Origin of the sequence: Exiguobacterium sp. J17977, from assembly GCF_018616375.1 — a bacterium.
GTDB classification, from domain to species: domain Bacteria; phylum Bacillota; class Bacilli; order Exiguobacteriales; family Exiguobacteriaceae; genus Exiguobacterium; species Exiguobacterium mexicanum.
The window spans coordinates 79,195-90,721 of record NZ_JAEQBB010000005.1; the positions used below are offsets into that span (position 1 = coordinate 79,195).

Sequence of the window (11,527 nt, forward strand, 5' to 3'; positions counted from 1 at the left end):
CTTCTCGCTACTAGCATACTCCCTTGAAATCTTGACGTCAACATAAAAATAAAACGCTTACACCGTGACCGTTTTCACTCGAACAGGATGCGTTGCATCCGTTCCGGTGCCGCTAGAAAGTCACGCATGACACGGACGTGCTCAAGTTCGTCGAACGTCGTCGGCTGAAGTCCCGTCTCGACTTGGAGGATGTCGGCGTCAGGATACGACATGAGAATCGGCGAATGGGTCGCGATGATGAATTGACTACCCGACTGGACGAGTTCATGCATCCGCGCGAGCATCGTCAACTGTCGCATCGGGGACAAGGCGGCCTCGGGCTCGTCCAATATATAGAGCCCGCCATCCCGGAAACGATGGAGCATGAGCGACAAGAACGCCTCTCCGTGCGATTGCTCATGGAGCGATCGACCGCCGTAGGACGCATAGAACCGTTCCGGGTCGGGAGACGTCCGGGCAATCTCATCCACATAGCTCGACAGTTGATACGCCGTCTCGGCCCTGAGGAAAAATCCGTCTTTTGGCCGGTAAGCGCCCCGAATCGGACGGAGCGCCTCGAACAACGGGCTATGCGTTGCCTCGGTCTCGAAGCGGAACGTCGTCGCCCCACCTTCCGGATTAAATCCGGCGGCGATGGCCATCCCTTCGACCAACGTTGATTTTCCGCTCCCATTCTCGCCGACCAAGAACGTGACCGGCTTCGTCAGCGTCAGTTCATCAAACCCATCAAAAATCGGTAGCGAGAACGGATAGCCGGGTTGTTCGATGCGATCCCGTTCCAAGCGAACGCCCCGCAAAAATAAGTTTAGTCCCATTCGATCCAAAACAGCGCCCCCTCTCTCGACTCAATCCCGTATGACAGCCCTTGTGCCTCGAGCAACAGCTTATTGATAGCCAGACCAAGGCCGTGCCCGTTCGAACGGTCGCCTTTCACATACATGTCCCAGATGTTGGCGCGCATCGATTCTGTGATGCCCGGTCCGTCATCCTCGATTTCAAGCCGTCGCTCAGTGAGCCTGATTGTAATCACACCGCCAATCGGACTCGCATGATATGCGTTCTGAAGAAAGTTCGACAGGATGCGCTCCATCGCCAACCGGTCCGCCTGAACGACCGCATCCTCGACGAGTTCAAGTGTGACCGTCACTTGCTTGTGCCGGAACCATTCCTCCATCCTGGCGACGGTCGCTTCAATCAATTCATTCATGTGGACGGACTCAATCGTGAGCGCCAGCTTGCCTGCCGACAATTTCGAGTACTCGAGCATCTGGGTCACGAGCCGGTCGATGCGATCGACCTCCTCGGTCATACTGCGTCCCGTCGCGGCCACATCTTCTTGTTTGACGACACCGAGCTCGAGCATCTCCGCCTCGTTTCGAACGATGGCGAGCGGGGTGCGGACGTCGTGTGTGATTCCGGAGATGAACGTGTTTTGCAGTCGCTCTTTCTCTTCGAGCGACGTGTTCATTTGACGGACGGCTTCCGTCAAATCACCAATCTCGTCATCGGTGACCGGTGGCAATGTGAAATCATGCCGACCCGACATGATGGACGCGGTTGCCTGTTTCAGCTCGATAAGTGGGGATGTCAAACGCCGCCCCATCCAATATGTGACACCGACGGCGACAAGGAGCGCGAGTAAAAAGCCGCTGCCGAGAATGACGTATATTTGGCGAAACTGAGGATTCGACAGCGGGACAGGTGCATACGTCACGATTTGAACATCGCCTTCTTCCCGCAGGAACGTCAATAGCCGCATCCCGTTCACGCTGACCTCGTCCCGTTCGGACAATGCGTCCGGGTCAATCATCGGCGTCATCTGCCGACGCATCCTGCCTCCTCGCTCAAGATTGACCGCCTCCCCGTCCTGAAACACGAGGACATCAAGCTGTCCGGGGATGCCGCGTCCATCCACGAGAGCCTCGTAGACGATATCTGCCTCACGCGCTAATTGATCATAGCTCTCCGTCTCAGCGAAACGCCCAATCAATAGCGACGTCAGGCCGAACGTGAGCAACGCCATGACGACGAGCGGAAGGATTGCCGTCCAGAGCAGTTTCTTCATCAAACGGCTCATCGGACTTCCTCCAAGCGATACCCGACACGGTGCACCGTCTTCAGTTGCCGCTTCATCGTCGGTGATTTGTCGCGCAACTGTTTGACGTGCGTATCGACCGTCCGCGTATCCCCGGCGAACGTGTAATCCCACACCTCGTCGAGTAGACGGTTGCGATCGAGCGCTTCTCCGCTATGCTTCAAAAAGAAAAGTAACAACTCATATTCTTTATTGGTCATCCGAATCGCTTGCCCGGCGTCGGTCACCGTGCGTGAACGTGCGTCCACCGTCATGTCGCCGAACGAAATCTCGTCCGTCTGTTTGACGAGACGCTTCAGGCGAATCTCGAGTTCTTTTAACACGATCGGTTTGACCAAATAATCGTCAGCCCCGAGCTCGAGGCCGAACACACGGTCATCCGCCTCTCCTCGTGCCGTCGCCAAGATGATGGCCGGTCGCGGCTTGAGCGTCTTCAATTTCGGAATGAGGGTCCACCCTTCCCCGTCCGGCAGACGAACGTCGAGCAGGACCGCATCGAACGGTTGCTCGAGCTGTCGCTTCGCCTCGGCGAGCGTGCCGGCCACAGTGACATGAAACCCTGCGTACGTTAAAAAGCGGGCGAGCCCGTCCGCTAGTTTCGGTTCATCTTCGACTACGAGTACGTTCATCTTTATCGCCTCCACTCTCATTATATCGCATCGTGAAACGAACCCATCATTTCCCAAAGACAATTTGCAGAAACCTTGCAACTCCCTCACAACTTTTGAACGTCCCCGACCTACACTTGAAGTAGTAAAGGAGGAGATTAATATGAATTCATCTAAATTAGCCATCGCCTTGGCCGGCCTACTGGCCGTCTCAGGAACCGGCGTCTATGCCGCCACGAACGATACGACAACGACCGACGGAACGGAAACGACGACCCAATGCGAACGCGGAGAACGCGGTGAGCGGGGTATGTTCGGTGACCGGGCAGCCGGTCAGGCCGCTTTGCTCGAGGCGCTCGGGTTGACCGAAGCTGATGTGGAAGCAGCGCGCGAAGAAGGACAATCGCTTCCTGAACTCGCGGAAGAAACAGGGATCACCATCGAACAGTTCATCGAGGCGATTATCACTTCTCATGAAGCGAAACTTGACGCAGCCGTCGAATCCGGTGACTTGACGCAAGATGAGGCCGACGCGATTCTTGCCGACCATGAAGAACGTTTTGCTGACGTCACGAGTTACGACGACTTAGGCGACATGCGCGGCTTTGGCGGTGGACGTCACGGAGGCGGGCATGGCCCTCATCACGGTGGTCAATTCGGTGGCCCGAACCAAGATGAGGACACACCTGCAGCTGATGATAACGTCGACAATCAGAGCACCAATTCACTGTAAGCAAAAAGGCAACCGCGAGGTTGCCTTTTCATATGGCCAATAACAATAACGCGTATCCGATGAGCCCGACAGCGAACGCACGAAAGCTGCTGTCCCGTTCTTCTGGCAGCTCTTCTTTCATGACGTTCAAAATAATACCGCCGGCCAAGAACGCGACAATCATCGACAGCGTCACTTCATGGAGCGCTGAAAATGCGCCGACGCCCCACCCGGCAAGCACGGCCAACGACAACCACAATCGGCCTCGCCTGTCGTACGACTCCTGATGGTGATGCCTCAGCCCCTGGTCGACCGTGATGAAATGAATCCCCAATGCGACAAAGTAGAGTGTCATTGCCCATGCCGTATCGAACTCGCTCTCCGCGAGCACATAGCCAATGCTGAAGTTGTAGACGATGAACAGCGCCATGTGAATCCAAAACACGTTACCGTTGCCACGTTGTTTCATTTGCGTGGCCAATCGCTCCAAACCATAGAACACGGCCAGACCGAGCATGCTGACGACAAGGATATGATTCTCGATTGAAGCGAACAGGCCGCTCTCGAGATGTCCTTCGAGTTCTTGTTGATATTCGTTCAGTTCAGGCAAGAGATGAAGAAACACATACGCGACGGCGACTCCGCCGGCGAGTGACAGAAACCGGCTCCGCGGCGTCTCGCGCACGTGAATCAACTGTCCTGAAAAGTAGTGAATCAAGGCAAATCCGATGGCGAACAATAAACTTAACCAAAACATCCAGTCACCTCCGACACGTTACCCGTAAGCCGAACTGCTGTGATGACTCCCGGTCCTTGTTCCTTACCCGAGTGTCCTGCCGGATACACTCATTCGCCTCGTTCGGCCCGTTGTCGCGCCCGAATCTCTTTCTCGACGCGACGGAGCGCCTTCTTCGAACCGCGGGCAAAGTCGTGGGCTTCTTTCCGGTCCCGGTAATCGACGAATAACGTTTCCAGGTCATAACCAGCTGGATACAAGTCGAGCGCTTTCGCCTCGCGTCGAACTCGACGGAGCGGGTGCTCACTGAAGACACCGTCGACATACACGGTGACTTGGCGCAACGATTCGTCCATCGCATAGACGAGACCAACTTGATCCGTCTCGAGCAGGCGGACCCGGTCACCTTTCGCTAGCATTTGGTCAGGTTCGACGACAGGACGGACGACTTCTTGTGTCAGGCGCGTCGCATCAAGGAGCGACTGGTCATACGTCTTGTCGTGCATATAGCGGGCCGCCTGCTTCAAAATCGATTCGGGCAATTTCATTTTCCGGGCAATGAACAAGGCGTTGCTGTCGCCGGACTGCCCAATCAACAGCCGATACTTCGGTTCGAGCGTGTCCGGGTCGAACTGCATGGCCGCGTTCATGAAGTCCGGATGCGTCTCCGAATACGCTTTGATTTCCCCGTAATGGGTCGAGGCGACGACGAGACAGCCGCGCTTGTATGCCTCTTCTAAAATCGCGATGGCGAGGGCAGCTCCCTCGTTCGGCTCCGTCCCGCTTCCGATTTCATCGAATAATAGTAATGATCGCTTCCCTGCCTTCTGCATGATGCTCGCCACGTTATGCATGTGGGCCGAGAACGTGCTGAGCGCCGACCCCATATCCTGGTTGTCCCCGATGTCGACGAATACGTCGTCAAACGTCGAGATGTCTGTGTCCGGATGGGCCGGGATATGAAGTCCGCTCATCGTCATCAAACTGAGCAGACCGATCGTCTTCAAGACGACCGTCTTCCCGCCGGCGTTCGGTCCGGTGATAATCAGACCGCGGTACGTGTCCCCGAGCGAGAAGTCGAGCGGGACCGCCCGTTCGAGGAGCGGATGGCGGACTTGTTTCAAACGGATGTTTCCGACACCGTTCACGCGCGGGGCGATGCCGTCGATGGCTTGGCTATACTTCCCTTTCGCGAACACCATGTCGTATTGGGCGATGACGTCGAGTGTCGCCTCGATGGTCGGCAACGCCTCCGCCACCATGCCGGTGAGTGTGGCGAGCACTTGATAGATTTCGACCGCTTCCTCTGTCCGTTTGACGACGAGTTCCGCGTTCAGCTTCGCCACCGCTTCCGGTTCGATGAACACGGTCGTGCCGCGGCTCGACGTGTCGACGATTGTCCCGGCGACTTTGTGCTTATACGAAGCTTTGATTGGAATCGTGAATCGGTCTTGTTTCTTCGTCACAAAGCCGTCTTGAATCGCTTCCCGGTTCGCAGCGCTCTTTAAGAACTTGCTCAATCGCTCCTCAATCCGTCCTTCGAGAATGTCGATTTGTTTGCGGACTCGTTTCAACTCTTTGGACGCCTCGTCGACGACACGTCCCCCGCGAATCGATTGGATAATATCTTCCTCGATATTGCGCCACTCGCTCATCTCTCCGGCGTAAAGGGATAACAGCGGTGCAAAGAACGCCTGCTCGGCCATGAACCGCTTCAGTTTCCGGGCACCCCGGAAAAATTCGGCGACGGCTTCGAGTTCGCTCGCCTCGAGTTGGAGGCCCCGGCTGATTTTACCGATGAGCGGTTCCATATCGGATACCCCGATAAAGGGAACGTGTGACGTCGCGTCAAGAATCGCGCGTGCTTCCGACGTCTCTTGGAGCCGTTTTTTCACCGTTTGCAAATGGCTCGTCGGACGCTGGTTTCGCAACAAATTGCGTCCGAATCCGCTGATGCAGTAGCGTTCAACGTGTTGAATCAAGTCGTTATATTGTAGTTTGTCTAATGTTTGTTCATTCATGATGGAGTCTCCTTATTTTATGATGGAGATACCGCGCAAACAAAAAGCGTCGGCCGATGACGACCAACGCAAAAAGACAGACCGGTGTCTGGCAGTTTATGAAGGGCGGTATCTGTAACAGAACATGATGGCATGACAAAAAGACGTGTCATCCAACATTTTTCAGTTCGTTAGGCAGATACAACCTCACTCATTAACATGCAACACCTTTCTCATTCAGTTTCGCCCTAACTATACAACAGATTTTCGAAGAAGTAAAATTTCTAGAGAACGCTTTCAAATTAGGTCTTGATATCTATACATCGGCATGCTATCTTGAGGGTGACGAAACGAATAATGATCACATGTGACTGATTCGATCAGGCATGGGGTAAGACGAAAGGCTCACGCCACCCGTCTATACTCCATGCCTGTTTTGTTTTTTCACAATCATTTTTCAAGCGAAAGGATGATTTGAATATGTTATTGAATAAGTGGATGAAGAGACATACACTGACACTTTATGCACCCATGGAAGGAGACATCATTCCACTTGAGAAAGTGACCGACCCTGTCTTCAGCGAGAAAATGATGGGCGACGGGATTGCCATTATGCCTACGAACGGAACCGTGGTCGCCCCGGCTGATGGGACCATCGTCCAAGTCGCACCGACGAAGCATGCCATCGGGCTCCGTTCGGGAGACGGAGCTGAAATTTTGATTCATGTCGGACTGGATACGGTCGAGCTTGCGGGAAGCCCGTTCGATGTCTATGTCAAAGTCGGTGACACGGTCACGACTGGACAGCCACTCTTGACGGCCGACTTGGAACAAATCCGGCAAGCCGGAAAAGACACGGTCACCCCAATGGTCATCACGAACGGAGGCGCTTTGGAACAGCCATACGCGTTCCATGCAGGTGGCCCATCGCTTCCTGGAAAGACCGTCGTCGCTCAAGCGGAACAATGACTCCTCGATAGGAGGACACATGTTAAAAATCAAAAAGATTCTAAACAACAACGCGGTCATCGTCTCAGACGAGGGTGAAGAGAAAATCGCCATCGGACCGGGCGTCGCATTCAAGAAGGCACGCAACGATATCGTCAATCCGCATAAAGTTGAAAAACTGTTCGTCATGTCGGAGAACGATAAATTTCAACAACTACTGACGCGGATTCCAATCGAGCACTTCACGATTTCAGAAGAAATCATTTCGCATGCGGAAAAACGGCTCGAGACGACGTTCAACGAACACATCCATATCGTCCTTACCGATCACATCTCGTTCGCCATCGAACGCGAGCAAGAAGGCATCTCGCTCCGGAACAAACTGTTGAACGAGATTAAGATTTTATATCGCAACGAGTACGAGATCGGACTATGGGCGCTTCACCTCATCGAGGATAAACTCGGCGTCAAGATGCCGAAAGATGAGGCGGCCTTCATCGCGCTCCACATCCATACACTAAAAGTGAAGGGAGGTGATTTACGCAAGACGGTCAAACAGACGACAATCGTACGTGACATGATTCAATCGATTTCGAGACGACTCGATCTATCTATAGAAGAAGATGACTTATCCTATCAACGCTTATTAACTCATTTACGATTCGTCATGGATCGGGTCAACCATTACGATCACCATACGATCGACGAAGATATGCTTCTCATGATTCAAACGAAGTTCTCGTCGGCCTATGCATGTGCGTCTGACGTCGCCAACGAAATGGAAGACTTATACGGCATCGTCTTGCCCGAATCAGAGCTTGGTTATATCACGCTCCACATTCAACGCCTGCAAGATCAACACCATCAAAAAGGAGGACATTCACAATGATGAACTTTTTACAACGTCTCGGACGTTCCCTCATGTTGCCAGTTGCCGTACTTCCTGCAGCTGCCATTCTCATGGGGATTGGTTACTGGATTGATCCCGTCGGCTGGGGTTCTGAAAACATCGCCGCCGCATTCTTGATCAAAGCCGGTGCAGCCATTATCGATAACATTCCAATTCTCTTCGCAGTCGGGGTCGCCCTCGGAATGGCGAAAAACCGTGATGGCTCAGCCGCTCTAAGCGGACTTGTCGCCTTCCTCACGGTCACGACGCTCTTGTCTTCGGCTACCGTCGCCTTGTTCCAAGGTATCGACGTCGAAGCCGTCAACCCAGCATTCGGTAAAATTGCCAACGCGTTCGTCGGGATCTTGTCAGGGATCGTCGCCGCTCAAATGTACAACCGCTTTAGCCATGTGAAGCTTCCAGACGCGCTCGCTTTCTTCAGTGGTAAGCGTCTCGTCCCGATCATGACAGCGTTCGCGATGATTCTCGTCTCGGTCGCCCTCTACTTCGTCTGGCCGGTCGTGTACACTGGACTCGTCGGATTCGGGGAAACTATCTCGAAAATGGGCGCATTCGGTGCCGGCCTTTACGGCTTCTTCAACCGCTTGTTGATCCCGACAGGTCTGCACCACGCTTTGAACTCGGTATTCTGGTTCGATGTGGCCGGTATCAATGACATCGGTAACTTCTGGTCAGGTGAAGGCGAGAAAGGGATTACTGGACGCTATCAAGCCGGGTTCTTCCCGATTATGATGTTCGGTCTTCCGGCAGCAGCCCTCGCGATGTACCATACCGCGAAAACGAAACGGAAGAAACAAGCGGCCTCGCTTCTTCTTGCCGCGGCGTTCGCATCGTTCTTCACAGGTGTCACGGAACCGCTCGAATTCTCGTTCATGTTCCTCGCACCAGTTCTTTACCTCGTCCACGCGGTATTGACAGGGATCTCCCTCTTTGTCGCGGCGACGTTCCAATGGACGGCCGGATTCGGCTTCAGTGCCGGTCTTGTCGACTTTGTCCTCAGCTCACGGTTACCGCTCGCGAACCAGCCGTACATGTTGCTCGTTCAAGGTCTCGTCTTCGGTGCCATCTACTACGTCATCTTCCGCTTCATGATCGTCAAGCTCAACTTGGCAACGCCAGGCCGTGAGTCAGACGAAGCGGTTGACGCGGTCGCAACGGAAACGACTCCTGAAGGCGAAACGAAGACGGCTCCAGTCGCTGCCGGCGGTCAATATTCAGCGATGGCAGCGATGATTTACGATGGTCTCGGTGGCGATCAAAACGTCACAGGCATCGAATCGTGCGTCACGCGCCTTCGTGTCGATGTGAAAGACATGGATACGGTCGACCAAGCCCAAATCAAGAAAGCAGGCATCCCTGGTATCAAGGTTGTCAGCCCGAACCACATTCAAGTCATCGTCGGAACGAACGTCCAATTCGTCCTCGAAGAGATTGAAAAACTCCGGAGCCATCGCGCCGGGTAACTGACGAAAGCCACCTCGCGCGCGAGGTGGCTTTTTACATGCTCCGCAGTCTGGCAATCCGTTCAGCCGGGTTCGGGTGCGTCGAGAACAGACCGCTCAGCTTTTTCTTGAGCGGGTCTGAAAAGTAGAGCGACGCCGAGGCACGTGAGGCTTCCTTCACCGGTGTCTGGATATTGGCGATTTTCTCGAGCGCCGATGCGAGCGCATCCGGATTACGCGTCAATTCGGCCCCGCTCGCGTCCGCCAAAAACTCACGATTCCTTGAGATGGCCAAGTTAACGAGCGTGGCAATGAGCGGTGCGAGAATCAACAACACGAGCCCGACAATCATAAAAATCGGGTTTTGGTTGTTGTCGCGGCGGCCGCCGACGCTCCGGAAGAACAGCATCCGCGACCCGATATCACTCATGATGGCGATGACCGAGACGAGGGCGAGCGTCACTGTCGCCAGTCGTACATCGTAATTTTTGATATGAGCGACTTCATGGGCGATGACGCCCTCGACTTCTTCTCGCGTCAACTGGTCGAGCAGTCCGGTCGTCACGGCGACAGCTGCCTTTTCTGGTTTCAGGCCGGTCGCGAACGCGTTCGGTGACGCATCGTTGATGATGAAGATGCGCGGCATCGGGACACGCGCGACCATCGCCATATTCTCGACGGTGTGCCAGAGAAACCGGTGCTGGTCGACCGAAGTGATCTCTTGGGCGTGGTTCATTTTCATGACGATGTTCGTGCTCGACATGATGACGATTCCGATATAAAACAGCGAGAACACCGGCGTGAAGATGAGGCCTGGGAGCGGGTCACCATAATTCAAATACGAGATGACCACCCCGACGCCTAAGACGAGAAGGACGAATCCGGCCACGATGAACACGGTCTTGATTTTATTTTTGCGAATCTGTTCATATAAAATCATCGTCGCCACTCCAATCCATTAGAATGAAACACGCACGTTTTCGCGTTCTTCTTCACGAGCTTCGAGCATGTCGCGTTTTTCGAAGTTGTGAACGGAGGCGATGATGTTCGTCGGGACCGATTCGACTTTCGTGTTATATTTCATGACCGTATTGTTATACAACTGTCGTGAGTAGGCGACTTTATTTTCGGTCTGCGTCAGTTCTTCTTGGAGCATCTTAAAGTTCTCGTTCGCTTTCAAATCTGGATATGCCTCACGGAGAGCGAATAAGTTTTTCAGCGCACCGCTCAATTGATCGTTCACTTCCATCTGTTCTTGACGGCTCGTCTTCGATCCGAGCTGATTCCGGAGCTCGACGACTTTCGCGAGCGTCTCTTGCTCGTGTTTGGCATAACCTTTCACCGTTTCGACCAAGTTTGGAATCAAATCGTAACGCCGTTTCAACTGTACATCAATCTGTGCCCACGCCTCGTCGACCCAGTTTCGATATTTGACAAGTCCGTTGTACATCGAGAAATAGACGAACGCCAAGACAACGATAATCCCAATTGCGATAATCCAACCCATTTCGACACCTCATTTCATGATTTTCTCCTGTATTAATTCCCTCTCGTCGTATACCATAAGCATAACTTAGGAAAATATAGTAAATGATTCATATCTACAGTGAGCTTCCTCACGATTTCATACAAAGGAGTGTCACGATGTCGATTCCATCTATCGTCGTCGCTGTGAAGGCAGTGATTGTGCAAGACGACCGGCTCCTTATCATTAAACGGGCAACCGATGATGAAGTCCATCCTGGCACGTGGGAGCTTGTCGGCGGCAAGCTCGATTTTGGCGAGACGCTCGAACAGGCGCTAGAACGGGAAGTATTCGAAGAAACTGGGCTACGCGTAACGGTTCAACACTTACTGTACGCCACGACATTTTTGACCGACTCGAATCGTCAAGTCGTCCTGATGACGTACTGGGCTCATCCCGTCGCAACAACCATCACTCTCTCTGAAGAGCATAGTGATGCCAGATGGGTGACGGCTGATGAAGCACGACAGATGTTACTTCAACCGATTCTCGATGATTTAAATTCACATGACGTATGGACCTTGATTCAAACAAAAACAATCAACTGACAG

The 11,527-nt window shown here is 53.4% G+C and carries 12 protein-coding genes; 5 read left to right on the forward strand and 7 right to left on the reverse strand.

Annotation, left to right across the window (positions count from 1 at the left end):
• Positions 1-74 precede the first annotated feature (74 nt).
• The 3 genes from KNO58_RS10225 to KNO58_RS10235 are packed head-to-tail and all read right to left on the reverse strand — an operon-like array spanning position 75 to position 2,724.
• Entirely contained in the window at positions 75-815 is a 741-nt protein-coding gene (locus tag KNO58_RS10225) for an AAA family ATPase (protein ID WP_214753866.1), read from the reverse strand.
• Complete coding sequence (locus KNO58_RS10230) at positions 806-2,077, reverse strand: HAMP domain-containing sensor histidine kinase (protein WP_214753640.1); 1,272 nt, start codon at positions 2,075-2,077, stop codon at positions 806-808. Before KNO58_RS10230 ends, KNO58_RS10225 begins: the two co-directional genes overlap by 10 nt.
• Positions 2,074-2,724, reverse strand: coding sequence for a response regulator transcription factor (locus tag KNO58_RS10235; RefSeq protein ID WP_214753642.1), 651 nt, complete (start codon positions 2,722-2,724; stop codon positions 2,074-2,076). Before KNO58_RS10235 ends, KNO58_RS10230 begins: the two co-directional genes overlap by 4 nt.
• Positions 2,725-2,866: 142 nt before the next feature.
• Between KNO58_RS10235 and KNO58_RS10240 the strand changes: the two genes are divergently transcribed.
• Positions 2,867-3,436, forward strand: coding sequence for a hypothetical protein (locus tag KNO58_RS10240; protein ID WP_034808030.1), 570 nt, complete (start codon positions 2,867-2,869; stop codon positions 3,434-3,436).
• 28 nt (positions 3,437-3,464) lie between these two features.
• On the opposite strand, the gene KNO58_RS10245 is transcribed toward KNO58_RS10240, so the two are convergent.
• Together KNO58_RS10245 and KNO58_RS10250 are read right to left on the reverse strand one after the other, a co-directional pair.
• Positions 3,465-4,172 (reverse strand): hypothetical protein, encoded by a 708-nt coding sequence (locus KNO58_RS10245; RefSeq protein WP_214753644.1) that lies wholly within the window; start codon positions 4,170-4,172, stop codon positions 3,465-3,467.
• Between the two features lie 89 nt (positions 4,173-4,261).
• Positions 4,262-6,172 (reverse strand): endonuclease MutS2, encoded by a 1,911-nt coding sequence (locus KNO58_RS10250; protein ID WP_214753645.1) that lies wholly within the window; start codon positions 6,170-6,172, stop codon positions 4,262-4,264.
• A 459-nt stretch (positions 6,173-6,631) separates the two neighbouring features.
• On the opposite strand from KNO58_RS10250, the gene KNO58_RS10255 reads away from it, so the two are divergent.
• Genes KNO58_RS10255 through nagE form a run of 3 tightly spaced genes read left to right on the forward strand, consistent with a single transcriptional unit; the run spans position 6,632 to position 9,472 of the window.
• On the forward strand, positions 6,632-7,120 hold the full coding sequence (locus tag KNO58_RS10255; RefSeq protein ID WP_251026199.1) for a PTS sugar transporter subunit IIA: 489 nt from the start codon (positions 6,632-6,634) through the stop codon (positions 7,118-7,120).
• A gap of 19 nt (positions 7,121-7,139) precedes the next feature.
• Positions 7,140-7,988 (forward strand): PRD domain-containing protein, encoded by an 849-nt coding sequence (locus KNO58_RS10260; protein ID WP_034780531.1) that lies wholly within the window; start codon positions 7,140-7,142, stop codon positions 7,986-7,988.
• On the forward strand, positions 7,985-9,472 hold the full coding sequence (gene nagE / locus KNO58_RS10265; protein WP_214753647.1) for an N-acetylglucosamine-specific PTS transporter subunit IIBC: 1,488 nt from the start codon (positions 7,985-7,987) through the stop codon (positions 9,470-9,472). The genes KNO58_RS10260 and nagE overlap by 4 nt, the downstream gene beginning before the upstream one ends.
• A gap of 34 nt (positions 9,473-9,506) precedes the next feature.
• Here nagE and htpX read toward each other — a convergent pair whose 3' ends face one another.
• Both htpX and KNO58_RS10275 read right to left on the reverse strand, forming a co-directional pair.
• The gene (htpX, locus tag KNO58_RS10270; protein WP_029596351.1) at positions 9,507-10,388 is read right to left on the reverse strand and encodes a zinc metalloprotease HtpX; all 882 of its coding nucleotides are present in this window, start codon (positions 10,386-10,388) and stop codon (positions 9,507-9,509) included.
• A 21-nt stretch (positions 10,389-10,409) separates the two neighbouring features.
• Positions 10,410-10,958 carry a LemA family protein gene (locus tag KNO58_RS10275; RefSeq protein ID WP_021067978.1) on the reverse strand — a complete coding sequence of 183 codons (549 nt, stop codon included), beginning with the start codon at positions 10,956-10,958 and terminating at the stop codon, positions 10,410-10,412.
• Between the two features lie 137 nt (positions 10,959-11,095).
• Between KNO58_RS10275 and KNO58_RS10280 the strand changes: the two genes are divergently transcribed.
• On the forward strand, positions 11,096-11,524 hold the full coding sequence (locus tag KNO58_RS10280) for an NUDIX hydrolase (protein ID WP_214753649.1): 429 nt from the start codon (positions 11,096-11,098) through the stop codon (positions 11,522-11,524).
• Positions 11,525-11,527: the final 3 nt, after the last annotated feature.

Excerpts from the sequence above, each read along its gene's own strand:
- KNO58_RS10245 (WP_214753644.1), bottom strand. The coding sequence starts at position 4,172 with ATGTTTTGGTTAAGTTTATTGTTCGCCATCGGATTTGCCTTGATTCAC.
- KNO58_RS10260 (WP_034780531.1), top strand. The coding sequence starts at position 7,140 with ATGTTAAAAATCAAAAAGATTCTAAACAACAACGCGGTCATCGTCTCA.
- nagE (WP_214753647.1), top strand. The coding sequence starts at position 7,985 with ATGATGAACTTTTTACAACGTCTCGGACGTTCCCTCATGTTGCCAGTT.
- KNO58_RS10240 (WP_034808030.1), top strand. The coding sequence starts at position 2,867 with ATGAATTCATCTAAATTAGCCATCGCCTTGGCCGGCCTACTGGCCGTC.
- KNO58_RS10230 (WP_214753640.1), bottom strand. The coding sequence starts at position 2,077 with ATGAGCCGTTTGATGAAGAAACTGCTCTGGACGGCAATCCTTCCGCTC.
- KNO58_RS10255 (WP_251026199.1), top strand. The coding sequence starts at position 6,632 with ATGTTATTGAATAAGTGGATGAAGAGACATACACTGACACTTTATGCA.
- KNO58_RS10250 (WP_214753645.1), bottom strand. The coding sequence starts at position 6,172 with ATGAATGAACAAACATTAGACAAACTACAATATAACGACTTGATTCAA.
- KNO58_RS10280 (WP_214753649.1), top strand. The coding sequence starts at position 11,096 with ATGTCGATTCCATCTATCGTCGTCGCTGTGAAGGCAGTGATTGTGCAA.
- KNO58_RS10235 (WP_214753642.1), bottom strand. The coding sequence starts at position 2,724 with ATGAACGTACTCGTAGTCGAAGATGAACCGAAACTAGCGGACGGGCTC.
- KNO58_RS10275 (WP_021067978.1), bottom strand. The coding sequence starts at position 10,958 with ATGGGTTGGATTATCGCAATTGGGATTATCGTTGTCTTGGCGTTCGTC.
- KNO58_RS10225 (WP_214753866.1), bottom strand. The coding sequence starts at position 815 with ATGGGACTAAACTTATTTTTGCGGGGCGTTCGCTTGGAACGGGATCGC.